We start from the raw sequence: 20339 nt of genomic DNA on the forward strand, positions 1-20339 counted from the left end.
CCTTGAAGGTTCTTTTTTTATGTACTATAATGATGTACGGTAAATAAAGGAGATTTTATGAAAAAAGTACGTACTAGATTTGCACCATCTCCAACCGGATATATGCATATCGGAAATCTGAGAACCGCTCTATATGAATATCTGATTGCCAAACATGAAAATGGCGATTTCTTATTGCGAATCGAAGATACCGATCAGGAAAGAGAAGTAGAAGGTGCTGTAGACATCATTTACGATGTAATTAACCAGACAGGTCTTCATTATGATGAAGGACCAGATAAACCAGGTGACTGTGGGCCTTATATTCAGTCACAACGTCTTCCTCTTTATAAAGAATATGCAGATAAGCTTGTCGATCTTGGTGGCGCTCATTATTGTTTCTGTAAAGAAGAAGAAGTTCAGGCCGAAAAAGAAGGTCATGACTTAAGTTATCGTTATGTAGATCCATGCCGCTTTATTTCTAAAGAAGAAGCACGTGAGAGAATTGCAAAAGGTGAACCTTATACTGTAAGACAGACAATTCCCGCAACTGGAACAACATCTTTTGATGATGAAGTTTATGGACATATCGAAGTTGAAAATGCTCAATTAGATGAAGGGGTGCTTTTAAAAAGTGATGGTTATCCAACATATAACTTTGCAAATATCGTAGATGATCATTTAATGGGTATTACTCATGTCGTAAGAGGAAATGAATATTTATCCAGTACTCCTAAATACAACTTAATCTATCAGGCATTTGGCTGGGATATTCCTACATATGTTCATGTACCACCTGTTATGAAAGATGAATTTCATAAACTTTCAAAACGAAATGGTGATGCTTCTTTCCAGGATTTACGTGAAAAAGGTATTCTTAGTGAAGCTATCATTAACTACATTGCTTTGCTTGGCTGGTCACCAGAAGGCGAACAGGAAATCTTTTCTTTAGATGAACTTGTAAAAGAATTTTCAATTGATCGCATTTCTAAATCAGGTTCTATCTTTGATATCAATAAGTTAAAATGGATGAACGGTGTTTATTTAAGAAATAAAACATTAGAAGAGTTCCATGAGTTAGCATTACCATACTACAAGGATATCAAATCAAATGTTGATCTTATGGAAATCTCAAAAGCACTTCAGCCTCGTGTTGAAATGCTGGCAGATATTCCAGAAATGATCGATTTCATTGATGCTCCATATCCATTTGATGCATCTTTATATACACATAAGAAAATGAAAACAAATCCTGAAAATTCTTTAGAAGCATTAAAATGGGTCGTAGATGAAATTGATTCTGTTAGTGATTTCACAGATGATGAAGCATTCTCTAAGTTCTTTGTGGATCTTGCTGCTAAACATGAAGTTAAAAACGGGCGTGTGATGTGGCCAGTACGTGTGGCTTTGACCTATAAAGCATTTACACCAGGAGGAGCTGTAGAAATTGCCCATATCATCGGAAAAGAAGAAACAATGCGTCGATTAAATCAGGCAATTGAAGATCTAACAAAATATCTTTCTGAACAATAAAAGGTAGTTAAAGAAGACATCTTTTTAAGAGGTGTCTTCTTTTTATTTAAATGATTAAAAAAAGAAGCCTTATGATCAGGCCTCATTTTCATTCTGCATAATATTTTTCAGGGATCATAGCAGCTGGTGCTATATCAGGGATATCATCCCCATCCTCATGTAAAGCATAGTTCCCGTCTACCCTAAGCACAAATACATCGCCTTCTTCAATATGATAAGGCAAGTTGACATCATCAGCATAAACGCTATCTAAACAAAGGCACAGGCTTTCATCATTTGTATAAAATGAACCATTTTTCTCAGGAGTAAATATGATTTTATCTGTTTCTATTTCTTTAACAGTCATTTTCATATCTGTATACCCATCATAATTTGAACTAAGCAATACATCTTGTTTTTCACTTAATATCCAATCATTTTCGGTCAATGTAAATGATTCATAAGGAAATAAGCCTTTTGAAAGTATATAGCCGCTATTTGCATTTTTATAAGTAACATCAATAGCTATATCACAATCATGGGTCATTAAAATACGATTCGTCTGTAAGATGTAATTGATCCAAAAACTATGACTCATATTTTCTAAGGCATCATTAGGATCATCTGAAAACAATCCTTCAGAATCTACATTAAAAATCACAGAAGAATAATCATCGCTCCATTCAACCGAAAAATGATCATTTATAGCTTCAAATTCTTGAGCAATTTCTTCCATCATTTTCTGATTGTTTTCTATAAGTTTCTTTACCTGTGAATCATCAGCTTCTAGAATCAAGTACTCATCCTCAACAGTGACCTCATTGGCATATGTAGAATCTAAACTAAAAGAATCAGTTTCATGATCATCTATATCTGCATACGATTCTTTACCTAAGAAATACTGTGATCCAATAGGAAGGATATATTCACTGCCTTCTTCTTCCTGACAACCGCTTAGAGCTAATAATAAGAAAACACAAAGGCCTAATCGTCCATGTTTCATGCAGATGACTCCTTTCATATCCCTTAAATATTTAACGTTCTTTATAATAATAAACTAAATCGATCGCACCATAACAAGGATGATAAAAAGCTTTAATCCTTTTTCCTTCATAGATAAATCCTAATTTTTTTAATAATTGAATAGAAGAAATATTTTCTTCAATGGCTCCTGCAATAAGCAGATCTAGTTTAAAATCTTCTTGTAATTTATGAATCAATGCTGACAATGCTTCATAAGCATACCCACATCGACGATATTGAGGAGCAATGACATACCCTATTTCCATCGTCTCAACTGCACGATCTTTTACATCCATCAAATGGATGACACCAATAACTTTCTGATCTGTTTTCGAATAGATCATCAGTCTTCCCTCATCTTCTTTAAAACTCTGCATAAGGGAATCATAGGCTTCATTCATTGCTTCAAAAGGTTCATAACCTCCATCCATATAACATGTTTCTCGATCTTTTAAAAAATCAAAACAATCATCATGATCTCTCTCTTCATAACGTCTTATTAAAAGACGTTCTGTTTCAAATTTCATTTTTGGTAAAACAAGTTTACGTACAAGGTAAGATAGATACAATTCAAAATCATCATGAGATATAAGAGTAGGATTGATATAGATCTTATTCTCTATAATTTTCATTTTTTTAGCACTTTCTGTTAATAATTCTATTTCGATCGTTACACCTGCATTAGCACTCTTTGATATATATTGCTGAATCAGATCACTCTGTTCCATTTGAAAGTTCTCCTTTTTGCATATTATATGCTTTTTCTTTTTTTATGATATAACGCCTAAATACCTCATATATAACTGAGAAAGTTGGAAGTCCGAAAATCATACCTGCAACACCAAATAAGCCGCCACCGACCGTTACCGCAAACAATACCCACAAAGCTGGCAGACCAATGGAAGAACCTACTACATGCGGATAGATCAGATTTGATTCAAATTGCTGTAAACAGATACCGAAAACAAGAAATACAAGACCCTGGATCGGATTAACAAAAGCAATAAATAAAGCACTGAATGCCGTTCCGATAATCGCTCCAAAGATCGGTATCATGTTCGTAACACCGATAATGACAGAAACGATAGAAGCATATTCAATTCCTAAGATCTTGCATCCGATATAACACAAAACACCAATGATCACCGCTTCAATTCCCTGTCCGCTGATAAAGCTTGCAAAGGTATCACTGATCAAATGCATCAATTCTTTGAAGACATGATATCTTTTTTCATTTAACAGTACTTTTCCAATCCGATCACCTTGTCGTATCAAAACTTCTTTAGAAATGACTAAATACATCGCAATCAGTATTGAGAAAATAACATTTGTTATTGAACTGGCAATTGTTGTAACGATATTAAACATAGCCGGAACCAAAGACTGTAAAACACCTATAAACTGGTTTGACAAATCAGAAAGCGAATTAACCAAAGAATCTATTGCACTCTCCTCCAGCCCTATATTCGCAAATAATACCTCAATAAAATTCTCTACTTCCGCTCTGTAATTATCAAAATTATTAAGTAACATGATAATATTATCAACGATGCGTGGAACAATGATCCAAATGATTAAAGTGATTACTAAAATAAAACATAGAAGAGTTATCATGGCTGCCAAAAGCTTCGGTTTTTTTCCATCTTTTCTTGGTGGCAGCTTACGCATGAAAAACTGCATTGGAATATTAAAGATGAAAGCAATACACACTCCATAAATAAACGGTTTTACAACGCCCAACAAGGTCATCAGAGTTTCCCATAACCAGCTATAATTCATTAATATAAACAGCATCAGGATGACTAGTCCAACTAAGATCAGCACTTCTTTAAAAGTAGCATCTTTTACTTTTTTCTTAAAATTCATATTCGTTACCTCTGTCATGTTTTATTATAACCTTTTGAGTAGATTTATAATAGAGATAAATTCCCAAAAGAAGCGTAAATATAGAAATCAGCTGTGAAGTCGAAAGAAATGCAATAAAGCCACGTTCATCATTACGTAAAAATTCGATCATGAAACGTCCAATACTGTACAGAATTAAGTAAACGCTTAATAATATACCATCTTTTTTCTTTTTTGAAGCTATATAAAAAAGTAATCCTGCCAATATAAAATCAAAGACACTGCTGATCAATTGAGTTGGAATCAAAGGAATATTGTTTGGAGCAATATTTGAATGTGTAAAGGCAATCCCATACCATGCATCCGTTGGTTTTCCATAACAGCAGCCGGCTAAAAAACAGCCGATTCTGCCAAAGCCTTGAGCCCACGCAAGTGAAGGAACAAAGATCTCGAAATATTTCAAAAAAGAAAGACCTTTGAAGCGGCAATACTTATAACCAGCAAATAGTGCACCTATCAGTCCTCCATAAATGACAAAACCATTTTCTAAATCAAAAAGCAAGGCCGGATTTTTTGAGAATGTTTCATATTCTACGATACAGTACAATAACTTTCCGCCAATGGCACAGCCAAACATGCATACAAAAAATAGATTCAGCAATTCATCTGTATTTAAATGTTTCTTTTGAGCTCTTTTTTCCGCAATCAGATAACCGCTCAACAGTCCTACCGCAATCATCAGGCCATAACTGTGTACGGTAAATGAGCCAATCGTAAAAAGATCATTGTACATACATATTCTCCATGATTACATCTTCCACAATGATACAGATATGAAGCTGTCCTCTATAATCATTTAAAGACACTTTTCCAATGATATTCATACCATCCTGAATCAATGGGATCAATGATGAATGAAAGAACAAATATTCAATACCACTTGTCGATATTACTTTATAATATTTACCATTTGCCAATGAAATCTTATCACGGATTTGAATATTTTCAATATAGAAAAGAATTTCTTCAAAACCATTTCCAAATGGTGCTAATTCCATATACTCCATAACTGTCTGAATAGAAAATGCCTGTTCTAGCGCATATTCACATTCAAGTATTTTATTTTCTTCATAAATCATTTCATGGGTATCAATATAATTTTTTAATGCTTCTAAATTTTCTTTTTTTATCGTAACTCCGGCAGCCTGAGCATGTCCGCCAAATCGTTCAAAACGATCAAAGTCTGAAAAATAACGAATCAGATCAAACCCCTCAACACTGCGCATGCTTCCTTTATACTCATTCTCTAATTCGCTAAGGACTAGAAATGGGCGATGATGAGCTGAAGCCATCTTACTGGCAACCAGCCCTACGATACCTTCATGGAAATCATGACTGGCGATGATTTCGAATGGTGCATTTTTTATTTCCCCATTAGCGATCTTTTCCATCTCACTACTCATTTCTTTACGAAGATCATTGATCTGATTGATTTGTCTTGCGACATTTAAGATAGCATTCTGATCCTTTAATAAAAGATAACGCACGGCATTATTGACATTCACACGGTCACTTAAACGTCCCATGCTGTTGATTTTAGGAATAATGGTATAAGACATCATTTTAATATTAAACGTGTCCTGTGGCTTGTTTTTAAGGGCGTGAAGTGCTGGCATACACCCTTCATTCAAATACTCAAGACCCTTTCTGATAATATTCCTATTTTCTCTGGTAACCGGCATGCTGTCCGCAATAGTAGCCAGAGCAGCTAAAGCAACGATTTCCTTGTTATCAGGAATCAGACATCGGGCAATCTGTAAGGCCATCCCCGCTCCACAGCAATTATGAAAAGTATCATCCGCAAGAAAAGGATGAATCAGACAATCACAATCAATCTGATCCATTTCAAACGTATGATGATCGCTAATAATCAGACGCATCTGATGATCTTTGACAAATTTCATCGCTTCAATAGAACGAACCCCATTATCAACCGTAATGATATTACGATATCCCTTTAACAATGCCTTTTCAAGTACATCTACATGAAGACCATATCCCTCTTCGATCCTTTTAGGAATATAAAAACCATATTCGATCTGACAAGCCTCAAACGCTTTACATAAAATAGCCGTGGCACAAATCCCATCACAATCATAATCACCGCATATAAGAATCTTTTCTTTCTTTTCTTTGATATCTTTCAATATTGAAATGCATGATTCCATATGGGTACATGTCCAAGGATCACTCAATTCACTCTTTTTTAATTGTTCAAGATCTTCTAAACATAAATCATAATGAGCTAAGATAATTTCTCTTAAATCACTCACATTTTCACATTGATGAATTTTTATCTCCATGTTCATCTACCTACCATGAATATTCACCAATTAATGCATCAAGTTCACTTTCATCCATCTGGCCCCCTAAAATGATAGCCTGACTTGATAAATAAGCAACAATTTCATTCACTGTGATCTTAAATATGTCATCCACCGCTTTTGAAAATGTTTTTGGTGGCCGATTTTTCCATACACTGCCATATAAGGTATCTCTTACATGCTGCTCGGTAATGCTTTTCAGATCGCATCGCTGCAATTGACTCGTTTTGATCGCAATTGCAAGCTCAATCTGATGTTGCAGCTTTGAATCCATAAACTACTCACTCCAATCATAACCATAATTATAAAACATATACTACGAAAAGTGGAGTGAAAATTTGAAAAAAAAAATATTCTATGCAACCATTTCTCTAATTCTGCTTTCAGCGATTGCTAAGATACTCTCTTTTATCGTGCGTATCTATCTAGCCAGAGTGCTGCCATTAGAAGCTATGAATCTTTATTCATTAACCATGCCGACCCTTGTTTTTTTAATTGCTTTGGCTCAAATGGGTATCCCTACCGCTTTAAGCAAGGTGATCGCCCAAAGCATCAATCCGCTAAACGGCATCCTCTCATCCTTTATTCTTTCACTGATCAATAATATCGTTTTAATTGGTTTATTCTGGCTGCTGATCCCATTTTTATCCGTTCATCTTTTTAAAGATGCGCAAATATCTGCGATCTTAAAAAGCATGATCTTTATGATTCCGATGGTCACATTAAGCGGTTTATGCAAAGCGATCCTTCAAGGAAAACAGCATCACTCGATCGCCTGCACCTCCCAGATCTTTGAAGAAATCTTTCGTTTGGTATTTCTTATGATCGGTTTCGCATTTTTACTCAAAGATGCTCGTTCATTAGCCACGATTGCCATGTTTAGTGTTTTTGTTGGTGAATGTGGTTCAACACTATTCATGTTAGCATTTCTCTTTTTAAAAAAGCAGCCTCTTAAAAAACGTCAGCACGACTTAAAAAAAGAACATTTCGTAGAAATACTCGCCCTTTCTATCCCTATGACCAGTTCTCGTCTGATTGGCTCTTTGACTTATTTTTTAGAACCGATCATCTTTCTTGCATTTGCAAATCCAAATATGCTGAAAAATGCCTATGGCATCTTTAATGGCTATGTATTACCTTTGCTTACAATGCCCTCTTTTATCAGCGTAACACTTGCTTCAGCTCTATTACCCACCTTCGTTTATGAAAAAAAACATAATCATTTAGAAAAAGCCAAAAAAATCTTTTATATGATGTCATTGATCTGTTTATTTATTTCTCTTTCATGTGCACTCATCACCTATTTCTTTCCAAATGAGATCCTAATGCTTTTCTACAATACAAAAGAAGGAAGCAGCTTTTTAAAAAACAGCTCGCTTCCGTTTATCTTTTATTCACTTCAGCCTGTTTTAAGCAGTATCCTCCATGCCCTCGATCAAAGCAAAAAAGCGCTTGTCGATACATTGATCGGCTGTCTGCTTCGTTTGGCTATTCTAGCGCTTCTCACTCCAGCCCTCAAAGAAAATGTCCTGATATTTGCCATTATCGTCAGTATGCTGACAACGACTTTTCTCCATGCGCTTAGAGTACGCTATTCTTTGAAAAAGCTAAGTTCGACTTCTTAATAAAAGAAAAACCGGATTTTGTCGCAATACACAAAAAAACATCATTGATTTCTTCAATTCCTTGCTGCTGCATAGAATTCTTGATCTCTTGAATATCAAAACCACTCATCTGTAAGTTATCACGTTGAAGCTTGCCATCCTGAATCAGTGGAAAAGGATATTTGACTTTACAGTCATTCTTTTTTAAAAGCGTGAGTTTCCCATTCGTTTCCAAGATCCCAAAAGCAATTTCATGAATGCTGCCGATACTGCATTCTCTTACCTGCATCATTAAATCATCAATATTATACCTTTCTTTTTTCATTGCCTGCTGATCAATCAGACCATTGCGTATAAGAATCACAGGCTTACCATCGATCAGAGAGCGAAATCCTTCAAATTTCATGATAAGAAAAGCAACGATCACTTGTAACGCTGAAAGAGTAATCAAAGGAATCAGTGTCTTTAAGATTGAATCGCTGTTTTCAGTCAATGAAAGTGCCAGTAATTCTGACATAACTAAATAAATCACAATATCAAAAATGCTTAGTTCACCAATTTCCCGTTTACCCATACATCGTAAAGCCAGGATGATCATAAAATAAAAGAAAAAACATTTAAAGATCAGATTTAGATATTCATTCATCATTTTCATCTCCATAGCATATTAGTAAGTGAGGTAGATCATGAAAAAAAATATCCGCTCACTTTTATTTACACTATTATGCTGTATCTTGCTTACTCTTATAGTATCGATGATTCTTTCTTTTTTATACTTTCTGAATCTTTTTGTATCTTCTCTTGCAATTCTTTCAAAAATATTTGGTTTTTTAGTTTTGATCATCTGTGGTTTTCTTTTAGGACGTAATATACGTGAAAAGACTTTCTTTTTTGCTTTAGGATTTGCACTTGCCGGCTTTCTTTTCTGTTTTATATTTGTAAAGAAAAGTGTCTTTGCGATCTTATTATTGATTGCGAAATGGTTCTTATTTATCATTGCTGCCCTATTTGCCCGCAGTATTTAAAACAGAAGCTTAAAATAGCTTCTGTTGATATTCAATTCCTAAATGTTCATATGCTTTTGCAGTTACGACACGTCCACGAGGTGTACGGTTGATAAAACCAATCTGCAACAAATATGGTTCATACACATCTTCCAGCGTCATTGCTTCTTCACCAATGCTGCTAGCAATTGCTTCCAGCCCCACAGGACCTCCTTTAAAGCGTTCGATGATCCCTTTTAAGTATTTGTGGTCAACCATATCAAGACCCTTAGAATCGACATGGAGACGGTCTAGCGCCATCTTAGCAATATCAATAGACACAACACCATCATTCATGACCTGGGCAAAATCACGTACTCTTCGAAATAGACGATTGGCGATACGAGGTGTTCCTCTGCTTCTTAAAGCGATCTCATGAATGGCTTCATCATCAATTTCATTTCCCATGACCCGGCTTGTTCTTAAAATAATACTTGAAAGCTCTTCAATATCATAATATTGAAGCTGGCTCACAATTCCAAAACGATCACGCAAAGGTGCTGAAAGATCACCGGCACGAGTGGTGGCTCCTACTAAGGTAAAAGGCGGCAGACTCAGACGAACCGTTCGTGTTGCCGCATCTTTACCGACAATGATATCGATACAGAAATCTTCCATAGCAGGATATAAGATTTCTTCAACCTGACTAGGCAGACGATGAATTTCATCGATAAACAATACATCACCCGGTTCCAATGAAGATAAGATAGCAGCCAGATCGCCTCCTTTTTCAATGGAAGGCCCGCTTGCTGTTTTAATATGTGTTCCCATCTCATTCGCTAAAATATAAGAAAGCGTTGTTTTCCCAAGTCCCGGAGGTCCATACAAAAGCACATGATCCAAGGCTTCATTACGTGCTTTTGCAGCCTTCACAAAAACCCGCATATTCTCTTTTAATTCTTTCTGTCCCACATAATCGTCTAAACGCTGAGGACGCAGTGAAGCATCATCTTCATAATTCATCGTTTCAGCTTGCAGTATTCTCTCGCTCATAACTAATACCTCTTCAATAAATAAGAAAGAGCGATACGCATTGCTTCATCTGTATTTTTATAATCACTCTTTGCCACTTCTCTAAGTACCGATTTAATTTCCTGTTCACGATACCCCAAAGCAATCAAGGCATCATGTGCATCCTGAAGATTCTGATCAACCGTTTCTTTAGAATCATCTTTAGGTGAAACAAGCTTACCCTTTAGATCCAAGACGATCTGCTGAGCCGTTTTCGCCCCAATGCCCGGACAGCTTTTCAAGAAAGTCAGATCGCCCTGCTCAATGGCTTCCACGATCCTTGATATCTGTCCCATCGACAACATATTCATAGCACTTTTACATCCTAACCCTTTAACTTCGATCAAACGCAAAAAAAGCTCATACGTTTCATGTTCTTTAAAACCATATAAAGCTAGGGCATCTTCACGTACATACTGGTACGTATATAAAAGCACTTCACTTCCAATCGCATATTGTTTTGGATCAGGCGTAAATATCTGATAGCCGATGCCATGATTCTCTAAGATCAAAGCATCATTTGTAGTTCCATAAACACTTCCTTTTACAAAAGCAATCATATCAAAACCCCTTTCTATATCATATCTGAATCAATAAGCTCCTTAAATGAATGAATCGTTTTCACACAAACACGTTTCAATTCACTCTGATCATGACTCCACATATCATCTAAAATACCAATAACTTTAAAATGAGCCTGATGGGCACATAAGGCCGCTGAAGCCACATCTTCAAATACGATACACTCTTCTGGTGATAAATCAAGCTTTTGAGCACAAAGCTCATATATTCTTGGATTTTCTTTATTCAATCCTACTTCATTTGTCGTCACAACATCTTCCATCATGGAATACAAACCTGTACGCTTTAAGGCGGCTATTGCGCTCTCCTTATGACAAGAAGTTGCTATGATACATTTACCCATTGAAGCACACTTTTGCACAAACTCATAAGCATATGGCTTTAGTGGCAAATCATTTTGATAAGCTGCATGAGACATATCCATCCAATCCTGCTGAATCTCTTCTGCCTCCTTATCGACACCTAATACATTTTTAAAATAATAGGAACATTCTACATACGTTAAACGCTTAATGGCATCCGTATACTCCCTTTTATATTCTATACCATGCATCGCCATATACTTCTTATCAATATCCAGCCATAAGCCTAAAGAATCTAAAAGCGTGCCATCTAAATCAAAAATAAACCCTTTCATCCTTTTAGCTCCAATCCAACAGGTGCATGATCACTGCCAAAGATATCTGTATAAATCTTTGAATCAATAATTCTGCTCTTTAAACACTCACTGACAATAAAATAATCAATTCGCCATCCAGCATTCTTTTCCCTGGCTTTAAAGCGATAGCTCCACCATGAATACTCGATCTTATCCGGATATAAATAACGATACGTATCTATAAAACCATTCGCTAACAATTCGCTCATTTTCGCACGCTCCTGATCACTAAAGCCTGCATTCATACGATTTGTCTTTGGATTCTTTAAATCAATTTCTTCATGAGCAACATTTAAATCACCACATAAGATCACTGGTTTATGTTCTTCTAATTTCTTTAAAAAAGCACGAAAATCATCTTCCCACTGCATACGATAATCAAGACGAATCAGACCATCCTTACTATTAGGCGTATAACAGTTCACAAGATAAAAATCATCATATTCACATGTCAATACTCTTCCCTCTTGATCATGTTCCTCGATACCAATTCCCTTTGTGACATTCAAAGGTTCAGTCTTTGAAAAAGTAATGACACCGGAATAACCTTTTTTTTGTGCACTATTCATATAAATATGATAGTCTGGCAAATCAAAATCAAGCTGTCCTTCCTGCATCTTACTCTCCTGTATACAAAAAATATCGGCATTTTCCTTTAAGAAAAAATCATAAAATCCTTTATTCACACAAGCTCGTATGCCATTTACATTCCACGATATAAGTTTCATTCTATTCACCTACTCTTATTTCTTCAAAAACTTCTGTCTCAGCTTCTTTTGTGCATCCAAAAAAATCAATCTTCTTATTCAAAGAACTTTCTAAACGAAAAAGAAGATCTTTTCTTATCAGTTTAAAAGCCTGATCGATCTCTACCCAGCAATAGTCATCATGTTCTTCAGAAAGAATCACTTCTTCTTGATCACATTCACATACAAAGTCAAAGATGATCAAAGGCAATATCTTTTTAACACCGTTATATCCTTTTGAGGAATTTACAACCGATGTAATGCTGCTTAGATATTGAATTTCTACACATAGCCCGCATTCTTCCTGAATTTCTCTTTTTAAAGCGGCAATGAGTGTTTCTCCATTCTCAATAATACCACCTGGGGTTTCCCATCCTTTTCTAGGATTGTGTATCAGCAGCAAACGTCCTTTTTTAAAAATAAAAGCTGCCGCACTCACTGTATGACTTGCTAATTCCATATGCATAATACTATCATTTTCTTGCAGGCTTTTCAATCAAAACACAAATTTCAAAAAAAGACAGCCAAAGCTGTCTTATTCTACAAATGCAAATTCTACATTACATAAAATGATGATATCCCCATCTTGACATCCCGCATCACGAAGTGCCTGATCTACTCCCATGATACGCATCTTGCGAGCAAAACGCTGATCTGCTTCTTCAGAATTAAACTGCGTTGCATGGAAAGCTTTCTCGATTTCATCACCTGTTAATTCCCAGCGGCCATTACCAAGATTCTTGATTTCAAAGGCTGGTTTTGGCTCTTCAAACTTATAAAGAACACCTTGTGTTTCCTCTTTATGATTTTCATCAAAAATTGGGAAAGGATCTGTCTGATCCAATAAATCAGCGGCCCGATATAATACCGGTTCAAGTCCTTCATCAATGATCGTCGTCGTTTCAAACACTTCTATATCTGGATAAGCTTCTTTAAAACGTTTCAAATTCTCTGAAGCACCCTCTAAATCCATTTTATTTGCCACTACGATCTGTGGCCTTTCTAACAGACGATATTGATAATTTTCAAGTTCCTTATTGATGATACGATAATCTTCTACCGGATCACGTCCATCATTTGCTCCCATATCAATCACATGTAAGATAACTCTACAGCGTTCAATATGACGTAAAAACTCATATCCTAAACCTTTCCCTTGGGAGGCACCTTCGATCAGTCCTGGCAGATCCGCCATCACAAAGCTACGTCCATCCGGTACCTGTACCATTCCAAGATTTGGTTTAAGCGTCGTGAAATGATACTCAGCAATCTCAGGTCTGGCAGCACTGACAACAGATAACAAGGTACTCTTGCCCACACTAGGGAACCCGACAAGTCCAACATCAGCAAGAACTTTTAATTCAACGATGACATCTTTCTCATCGCCAAATTCACCCATTTCACAATATTCAGGAGCTGAATTGACACTGCTTTTAAAATGAAAGTTACCACGTCCTCCCTTACCCCCTGCACAGATGATGGCTTTTTGACCATTACGTGTCAGATCAGCAAGGATAGCACCGCTCTTTTCATCTTTGATGATCGTTCCTAAAGGAACTTTCACAGTGACGTCTTTTCCATTCGCTCCATGCATTTTCTTTGGTTTTCCTTTTTCACCGTCTTGCGCAACTACTTTTTTAGAATAACGCAGATCCAGCAAAGTAAATTTACCTGTGTCAGTTTCAAAAATAACACTTCCGCCTTTTCCGCCATCACCCCCGCTTGGGCCACCAAGCGGTACATATTTTTCACGGCGAAAGGCTACGATCCCATCGCCGCCTTTACCTGCTTTACAGTGAATCTTAACTCGATCGACAAACATGCGACACCTCCTTTAGAAAAAGAAAATCTCCATGATGGAGATTTTTAAGCTTGTGGATAAACAGATACTTGTGTCTTCTTTTTACCTAATCTTTCATAGCGAACGATACCGCTTGCCTTTGCAAACAATGTATCGTCACCACCACGTCCAACATTTAAGCCTGGATGAATCTTTGTTCCACGCTGACGATAGATAATAGAACCACAGTTAGTAAATTGTCCATCAGCTTTCTTAGCACCTAAACGTTTAGAATGAGAATCACGGCCGTTCTTCGTTGATCCTACTCCCTTTTTAGAAGCAAAGAATTGAATATCTAATACGAATCTCATGATGACACCTCCTGTTTTATTTCAATATATGATGAATACTGCTCTTCGATCGTTGCCAGCTGTATCAGCATCGTCTGCAAGATAAGCTGACATTTCTCATCGAGAAGATTCAAGACTTCAATCACAATGTGCTGACCCACTTTAAGATCAACACTCTCTGAAGTCAATTTGTCCAATGCATTTAATGTTCCAAAGACAACAGAAGAAACGCCAGCACATACTAGATCTTCTCCCTTGCGGGCACTACCAGCATGACCACTAACAGTTATTTTTTTAACTTCCTCATTCTTTGAAACAACACAGACCCTAACCATCTTAACCTTCGATAGCTTCAACAGTTAATTTTGTATAAGGCTGTCTGTGACCCTGTTTACGGTGGCTGCTTCCGTTTTTACATTTGTACTTGAAGATAATGATCTTCTTTCCTTTACCTTGCTTTTCAACCTTAGCTACAACCTTAGCACCCTTAACATAAGGAGTACCTACTTTTGTTGTTCTGTTTGAATAACAAACCACCTTGTCGAATTCAACTGTATCACCTTCGTTAACATCTAACTTTTCAACAAAGATTGTTGAACCAACTTCACATTTTACTTGCTTTCCGCCAGTTTCAATAATTGCGTACATCGTTGCACCTCCTTCTATCTTTGACTCGCCAATTGAGGGGACCATCGTCTTAACCCTTTCATGAGCGGTTGTACCCAAATAAGGGAAACAACATTCGTATATTACCATAAAGGACTCCAAGAGTCAATAAAATTCTTTAAAAAGCCTTTAAATAAGCCTATTTTCTCATATAATCACAAAGACTGCTAGTAGACATCGTCCTCTTTAAATAATTCACTATCCATATTCTGTTCAACAGCAGGAAGATCTGGAAGCTCCTTTAAGCTTTCAAGCTTAAAAGCATCCATAAATTCCTCAGTTACCTCATAAAGGAATGGACGTCCAGGTCCATCTGTTCGGCCACATTCCCGAATCAGATTTCTTGCTAATAGTTTACGGATCATCATATCACAGTTAACACCACGAATTTCTTCAATCTCGATACGTGTCAATGGCTGCTTATAAGCAATGATGGCCAGTGTTTCTAAAGCTGCCTGAGAAAGTGAAGCCATCTTACTGCTTGAAAATAAAGCTTCAGCAGCATCATGGATCTTTTGTTTTGAAATAAATTTATATCGCCCGCCATAATTGACACATTCAAAGCCATGACACTCCTTACAATATTCATCCATGATATCTTTAATCAATTCTAAGACATCCTTTTCCATCATATTACAAGAAGTCGCCAATTGTTCAAGGGTGCAGCCTTCATCACCGCTCAAAAAAATCAATCCTTCAATTACGCTGCATCTCTCATCCATCTTCTTCCACTCCCTTCACGATCCAAATTTCTTCCTCTTCATCAATAATATAAGAAAGAATCTGAAATTTGATCATATCTAAAATCGCCATAAAAGTAACGATGACCATATGCTTGCTAATACAATCACTACAAAGCTCCGTAAAGCTCATCGTTCCTTTAAAGCCATCCAATCGTTCTTCAATTTGCTCTCTACGCTCATCCATGCTTAATTCCTTGACCGTCATCTTCGTTTCAAGAGGATGATTCAGGGCCAATCGACGCAATACCTTATTCATTGCCTTCATCAGATCATAAGGACTGCCGCTAAGCTTTTCTTCCTTGACCATGCTGATCCACTGCTGGGTTTCATTGCTTAAAGGCTTTGTATAAGAAAGCTGACGCTCTTCATATAAAGGTTTCAGCGATTCACTTGCTTCTTTATAACGCTGATACTCAAGCAATCTTTTCACCAGTTTATCACGATGATCTTCTTCATATTCTTCTTCGATTTCTACTTTTTCTTTCGGTAAAAGCTTTTTGCTTTTATATTCCAAAAGACCGGCTAATTCAGTTAAAAATTCACTGGCTATATCAAGATGCATCTCTTCCATCTGATTCAAATATGCCAAATATTGCTCACTTAAAACATCCATATCTAAATCAAAAAGATCCAGCTTATTTTCTTTGATCAAATGATACATCAAATCCAATGGACCTTCAAAATCTGAAATTGCAACTGAAAAATGCATAGAAATCCTCCATTTCTGACTTATTATACCATATTTTACAAATTTTCATCGTTAAATTTATGAATGAATAAAAATTTATATGTTATAAAAAACAGACTCACCGGTCTGTCTTATGAGTAATAAATGATGTCAATATATAAGCGAATTGAAATATAATTATTTGAAATAGTGTATACGTCATCGCTGATTGCTGTTTTTGAGCAATTGGATTTGTACTTGAGTTGATCAATATAGATAATTTATAAGTAAAATAACCAAGAACAAATGTTACAATAACGATAATAAAACATCCTACAACCTTATATAAAATTCATGATGTGTCTTTGCTTCCATATAAACACACAACCCCATAAATATGAATGCGATAGCACCAAGCATACTAATCTGCGGATCCATCCTGCTCATACCAGCAAGTGCTGATGCAAATAAAAAAGTGATCCAAAAAATAGCGATCCATATCAGCCAGAATTTTAATGATTTCATATTTCCCCTCCCTATTTATTTTCATCATAAATCAGCTATTCATAAAAGAAAAGTCTTATTCTTCTGTATTAAATATGATATGATAATTATTGTGGAAATACTTATAATGAAAGCAGGCATCTGCCTGCTTGTTTATTTTGTATAAATATTCGTATCAAATATCATACGTTTTAATTCTTTGATGTCAAAAGGAAATAATGGATAAAGATATGGAAGCTTAAAGGTACGTGTCGTAAGAAGTAATAAAAAATGAATGAGCAAGCCGATACAAAAGCCGCTGACCTGAAAGGCCAATGAAAACATCGTTAACATGATACGCATGATTTTGTTTGCTAAAGCGACTTCATAGGAAGGTGTTAAGAAATTCCCTAGATTGCTTAAAGCAACCAATAAAAGAATTTCCTTTGTATAAGCACCCATTTCAATTCCAAAGTCACCTAAGACAAAGACGACAAGAAATCCCATCATGCTGTTGATCAGATTTGGAGCATAAAGAAATGACTGACGGATCCATTCGATCAAAAGCTCACATATCAAAACCTGAAAGGCGATAAAACCGATATTGCGATTTTCAAATGGAAGCTGTAAAAAGGAATGCGGGCTCAACATACATACAATAATAAAGGGTAAAAGATAAATGCTCATAAAGACACCTAGATAGCGAATGATGCGAGTAAAGAAAGAAACGATCGGTGTTTGGGTATATTCTTCGATCTGTGAAAGCTGTTCAAAAAAAGTAGTAGGAAGAATTAGGGCACTAGGCATATTATCTACTAACATGATAATATTTCCTTGAAGTAAGTGGATCGCACAAATATCCGGCCTTTCAGAATAGCGAACATGCGGATAAGGATTCAGCGTTTTTCCATAAAGAACTTCAATTAGATTACGTTCATTATTGATTTCAATACTTTGATTGATCTCCATTCGTTTTTGTATATCCTTAAGTAAATTCTGATCCGCTTTATCCTTCATATGACAGATGGCAATATCATTTTGGGTCATTTGTCCTTCCTGAGTAAGTTCGATCCTTAAATTCTCACTTCTGATCCTACGTCGTATAAGTCCAACATTGAAAAGAATATTTTCACTAAAAGAATCATGACTGCCACGAATGCTTTTTTCGATATTAGGATTTTCAATACCTCGATTTGGATAAGCTCTTGTTTCTAATGCATAGACTTCATCTTGAATACAAACTAAACACTGACCGCTCATTAATAAAAATACCGCTTTAGAATAATCTTCTATTTTTTCAGAAGAACCATTAAAAAAACATAATGGATCTTGGTTTTCACTAAATAGAAATCCTTCGATAATGGAAGTGATCGAAATCGTTGATGTCAATGAAGATAGAAACATCATAAAAACATTTTGATGATTTAAGATCACTTCATGCTTGACAATATCAAATGATTCAAGCTTTCGTAATTGTTCAATCACGGGCTTTAAAGAAGATGGCTACCCAGAAGGCCATAAAGATCGCAAAACTGATACCACTCGCCGTCTTATCAAAGACTCCTGTCAGAATTCCAATCCATCCATCATTTTGTGCTGCACTAAGCGAAGCATGGGTAAGTGAATGTCCAAACGAAAGGATCGGCATCGTAGCACCAATACCACAAACGCTGATCAGAAAATCATAAATATTAAGACATTCTAACAATGAACCGATCACTACAAACAAAGAAGTAATATGACCGGGGGTCAGTCGTGTATGATCATAAATCAGCTGACCCGCTAAAGCACATCCCCCACAAAATAAAAATCCGTATAAATAAGTCATGCTAGCTCCTTTCAATGCAGATAGCATGGGCAACACTTGGAATGGATAGCTTCTGCTGAGTTAAAAATACATTATGTAGCGAACCTGTAGCAACCAGCAGGATCCTTTTCATTTTTTTACTTCTTAGATCTCTCAATAATTTCCCAACTAAAACAGCCATCGAACATCCACAGCCGCTGCCGCCACAATAAACATTCTGATGATTGAGATCATAGATCATGATACCACAGTCATTTAATTTATTTTCTAATTGAAATCGTGCTTTTTCGATCATCTCCGAGAGCATTGCATAACCAATCTTGCCTAGATCCCCCGTAACGATGAGATCATAATCATCAAACGTACGATTTAGATCCTCAAAATGGGTCATGATCGTTTGATATGCAGCAGGCGCCATGGCTTTTCCCATATCATTCACATCACTAAACTGCCAGTCAACAACACTGCCAATCGTAAACGAGCTCACTTTTAAATCTGAAAATTTATTACTTAAAAGTATAGCGCCACTCGCTGTTACCGTTGAAGTTGAACATTCCTTTTTCTGTCCGCCATATTCATTGGGATAACGAAATTGACGTTCTGCAGCTTGGGTATGTGAACTTGTAAAAGCTAACACATGTTTTTTTTCAAGATGTTCTACAGCTATTGCAGCATGTCCTATCGTTAACGCTGAATTGGAACAGGCACCATAAAGACCAACAAAAGGAGCTTTTAATTCGCTTGCCAGATAATGAGTACAAAGCTGATTGATCAAATCTCCGGCATAGATCAAATCAACTTGATCGATCTTCCCTTTTTTTAAACATTTTTCTACACATAATCGATTCATTTCTATTTCTGCCTGTTCAAAAGAGGACTGATTAAAATAAGGATCCGAGGAGTAATCATCGAAATAAGAACCTAACGGTCCTTCTTTTTCTAGTTTTCCTACGATCACATTTTCACTTTTTACATATACATTTTTAAATGTTAAAGTTGTCATAACATTCTAACCCAATACGTGATAAAAGAAAATACGATAGCACTGACGATACCATATGTTATGACAGAACCTGCCAGTTTAAACATATTGCTGCCAATACCATAAATAAGCCCTTCTCTTTTACATTCAAGCGCTGAACTAGAAAGCGAATTGGAAAAACCAGTAATTGGTATAAAAAGACCTGCCCCGGCATATCTCGCTAAACGATCATATATGCCCATACCTGTAAGAAGTGCCGCCATAAAGATAAAAAATAAAATGGTTAATATACCGGCATTTTCTTTAGAGAAATAGTTCAACAGCCAGTCATTAAAAAGCTGTCCTATTACTGCCAGCATTCCTGCACTAACAAAGGCCATCAATGCTTTTTTTGACTTATGCTCATTTACACGATGCCGTGAGCTTATTTCATGCAATTCTCTTTGATTCATAAAAAAAACCTCCTTATCACTA

Annotated in this window: 26 protein-coding genes and 1 other annotated feature; of the genes, 3 read left to right on the top strand and 23 right to left on the bottom strand. The window is 36.2% G+C overall.

The features are described 5' to 3' along the window. The first annotated feature begins 57 nt into the window (after positions 1-57). Entirely contained in the window at positions 58-1512 is a 1455-nt protein-coding gene (gene gltX, locus BQ5367_RS12505) for a glutamate--tRNA ligase (RefSeq protein WP_071442785.1), read from the top strand. An 88-nt stretch (positions 1513-1600) separates the two neighbouring features. Here gltX and BQ5367_RS12510 read toward each other — a convergent pair whose 3' ends face one another. The 6 genes from BQ5367_RS12510 to BQ5367_RS12535 are packed head-to-tail and all read right to left on the bottom strand — an operon-like array spanning position 1601 to position 7017. After that, positions 1601-2494: a hypothetical protein gene (locus BQ5367_RS12510; RefSeq protein ID WP_071442786.1), complete on the bottom strand. Its 894-nt coding sequence runs from the start codon at positions 2492-2494 to the stop codon at positions 1601-1603. 31 nt (positions 2495-2525) lie between these two features. Then, on the bottom strand, positions 2526-3242 hold the full coding sequence (locus BQ5367_RS12515) for a GNAT family N-acetyltransferase (RefSeq protein WP_071442787.1): 717 nt from the start codon (positions 3240-3242) through the stop codon (positions 2526-2528). After that, positions 3229-4380 carry an AI-2E family transporter gene (locus BQ5367_RS12520; RefSeq protein ID WP_071442788.1) on the bottom strand — a complete coding sequence of 384 codons (1152 nt, stop codon included), beginning with the start codon at positions 4378-4380 and terminating at the stop codon, positions 3229-3231. Before BQ5367_RS12520 ends, BQ5367_RS12515 begins: the two co-directional genes overlap by 14 nt. Next, the gene (lgt, locus tag BQ5367_RS12525; protein WP_071442789.1) at positions 4370-5152 is read right to left on the bottom strand and encodes a prolipoprotein diacylglyceryl transferase; all 783 of its coding nucleotides are present in this window, start codon (positions 5150-5152) and stop codon (positions 4370-4372) included. Before lgt ends, BQ5367_RS12520 begins: the two co-directional genes overlap by 11 nt. After that, entirely contained in the window at positions 5142-6722 is a 1581-nt protein-coding gene (locus BQ5367_RS12530; RefSeq protein ID WP_071442790.1) for a DHH family phosphoesterase, read from the bottom strand. The genes lgt and BQ5367_RS12530 overlap by 11 nt, the downstream gene beginning before the upstream one ends. 10 nt (positions 6723-6732) lie before the next feature. Then, positions 6733-7017, bottom strand: coding sequence for a post-transcriptional regulator (locus tag BQ5367_RS12535; protein WP_071442791.1), 285 nt, complete (start codon positions 7015-7017; stop codon positions 6733-6735). A gap of 64 nt (positions 7018-7081) precedes the next feature. Between BQ5367_RS12535 and BQ5367_RS12540 the strand changes: the two genes are divergently transcribed. Beyond that, the gene (locus BQ5367_RS12540) at positions 7082-8368 is read left to right on the top strand and encodes an oligosaccharide flippase family protein (protein ID WP_071442792.1); all 1287 of its coding nucleotides are present in this window, start codon (positions 7082-7084) and stop codon (positions 8366-8368) included. On the opposite strand, the gene BQ5367_RS12545 is transcribed toward BQ5367_RS12540, so the two are convergent. Further along, the gene (locus BQ5367_RS12545) at positions 8325-8993 is read right to left on the bottom strand and encodes a YetF domain-containing protein (RefSeq protein WP_071442907.1); all 669 of its coding nucleotides are present in this window, start codon (positions 8991-8993) and stop codon (positions 8325-8327) included. The two genes, BQ5367_RS12540 and BQ5367_RS12545, sit on opposite strands and share 44 nt — an antisense overlap. Positions 8994-9033: 40 nt before the next feature. Between BQ5367_RS12545 and BQ5367_RS12550 the strand changes: the two genes are divergently transcribed. After that, entirely contained in the window at positions 9034-9372 is a 339-nt protein-coding gene (locus BQ5367_RS12550) for a hypothetical protein (RefSeq protein WP_071442793.1), read from the top strand. A gap of 9 nt (positions 9373-9381) precedes the next feature. Here the strand turns inward: BQ5367_RS12550 and ruvB are convergent, their stop codons facing one another. From ruvB to BQ5367_RS12630, 16 genes are all read right to left on the bottom strand, one after another. Next, positions 9382-10383, bottom strand: a complete 1002-nt coding sequence (ruvB, locus tag BQ5367_RS12555) for a Holliday junction branch migration DNA helicase RuvB (protein WP_071442794.1) — start codon at positions 10381-10383, stop codon at positions 9382-9384. Positions 10384-10385: 2 nt separating this feature from the next. Continuing rightward, positions 10386-10961, bottom strand: a complete 576-nt coding sequence (gene ruvA, locus BQ5367_RS12560; protein WP_071442795.1) for a Holliday junction branch migration protein RuvA — start codon at positions 10959-10961, stop codon at positions 10386-10388. Between the two features lie 14 nt (positions 10962-10975). Then, positions 10976-11620 carry an HAD family hydrolase gene (locus BQ5367_RS12565; protein WP_071442796.1) on the bottom strand — a complete coding sequence of 215 codons (645 nt, stop codon included), beginning with the start codon at positions 11618-11620 and terminating at the stop codon, positions 10976-10978. Continuing rightward, positions 11617-12369 (bottom strand): exodeoxyribonuclease III, encoded by a 753-nt coding sequence (locus tag BQ5367_RS12570; protein WP_071442797.1) that lies wholly within the window; start codon positions 12367-12369, stop codon positions 11617-11619. Before BQ5367_RS12570 ends, BQ5367_RS12565 begins: the two co-directional genes overlap by 4 nt. Position 12370: 1 nt before the next feature. Continuing rightward, on the bottom strand, positions 12371-12847 hold the full coding sequence (locus tag BQ5367_RS12575) for an NUDIX domain-containing protein (protein ID WP_161940496.1): 477 nt from the start codon (positions 12845-12847) through the stop codon (positions 12371-12373). Between the two features lie 75 nt (positions 12848-12922). Then, entirely contained in the window at positions 12923-14209 is a 1287-nt protein-coding gene (gene obgE / locus BQ5367_RS12580; protein WP_071442799.1) for a GTPase ObgE, read from the bottom strand. 44 nt (positions 14210-14253) lie between these two features. Next, positions 14254-14538 carry a 50S ribosomal protein L27 gene (rpmA, locus tag BQ5367_RS12585; RefSeq protein WP_071442800.1) on the bottom strand — a complete coding sequence of 95 codons (285 nt, stop codon included), beginning with the start codon at positions 14536-14538 and terminating at the stop codon, positions 14254-14256. Then, positions 14535-14852, bottom strand: a complete 318-nt coding sequence (locus BQ5367_RS12590) for a ribosomal-processing cysteine protease Prp (RefSeq protein ID WP_071442801.1) — start codon at positions 14850-14852, stop codon at positions 14535-14537. Before BQ5367_RS12590 ends, rpmA begins: the two co-directional genes overlap by 4 nt. 1 nt (position 14853) lies before the next feature. Then, complete coding sequence (gene rplU, locus BQ5367_RS12595; protein ID WP_071442802.1) at positions 14854-15165, bottom strand: 50S ribosomal protein L21; 312 nt, start codon at positions 15163-15165, stop codon at positions 14854-14856. Positions 15166-15177: 12 nt separating this feature from the next. Beyond that, positions 15178-15245, bottom strand: a sequence feature (ribosomal protein L21 leader region). A 105-nt stretch (positions 15246-15350) separates the two neighbouring features. Continuing rightward, positions 15351-15905, bottom strand: a complete 555-nt coding sequence (gene scpB / locus BQ5367_RS12600; RefSeq protein WP_071442803.1) for an SMC-Scp complex subunit ScpB — start codon at positions 15903-15905, stop codon at positions 15351-15353. Next, positions 15898-16635, bottom strand: a complete 738-nt coding sequence (locus BQ5367_RS12605; RefSeq protein ID WP_071442804.1) for a segregation and condensation protein A — start codon at positions 16633-16635, stop codon at positions 15898-15900. Before BQ5367_RS12605 ends, scpB begins: the two co-directional genes overlap by 8 nt. 291 nt (positions 16636-16926) lie before the next feature. Further along, positions 16927-17118 (bottom strand): hypothetical protein, encoded by a 192-nt coding sequence (locus BQ5367_RS12610; RefSeq protein ID WP_071442805.1) that lies wholly within the window; start codon positions 17116-17118, stop codon positions 16927-16929. 132 nt (positions 17119-17250) lie between these two features. Beyond that, the gene (locus BQ5367_RS12615; RefSeq protein ID WP_071442806.1) at positions 17251-18561 is read right to left on the bottom strand and encodes a spore germination protein; all 1311 of its coding nucleotides are present in this window, start codon (positions 18559-18561) and stop codon (positions 17251-17253) included. Next, positions 18554-18904, bottom strand: coding sequence for a SpoVA/SpoVAEb family sporulation membrane protein (locus tag BQ5367_RS12620; RefSeq protein WP_071442807.1), 351 nt, complete (start codon positions 18902-18904; stop codon positions 18554-18556). Before BQ5367_RS12620 ends, BQ5367_RS12615 begins: the two co-directional genes overlap by 8 nt. 1 nt (position 18905) lies before the next feature. Then, positions 18906-19886, bottom strand: coding sequence for a stage V sporulation protein AD (locus BQ5367_RS12625; RefSeq protein WP_071442808.1), 981 nt, complete (start codon positions 19884-19886; stop codon positions 18906-18908). Next, the gene (locus tag BQ5367_RS12630) at positions 19883-20317 is read right to left on the bottom strand and encodes a SpoVA/SpoVAEb family sporulation membrane protein (protein WP_071442809.1); all 435 of its coding nucleotides are present in this window, start codon (positions 20315-20317) and stop codon (positions 19883-19885) included. The genes BQ5367_RS12625 and BQ5367_RS12630 overlap by 4 nt, the downstream gene beginning before the upstream one ends. Positions 20318-20339 lie beyond the last annotated feature (22 nt).

The sequence above is a fragment of the Traorella massiliensis genome, assembly GCF_900104665.1.
Classification (GTDB): Bacteria; Bacillota_I; Bacilli_A; order Erysipelotrichales; family Erysipelotrichaceae; genus Traorella; species Traorella massiliensis.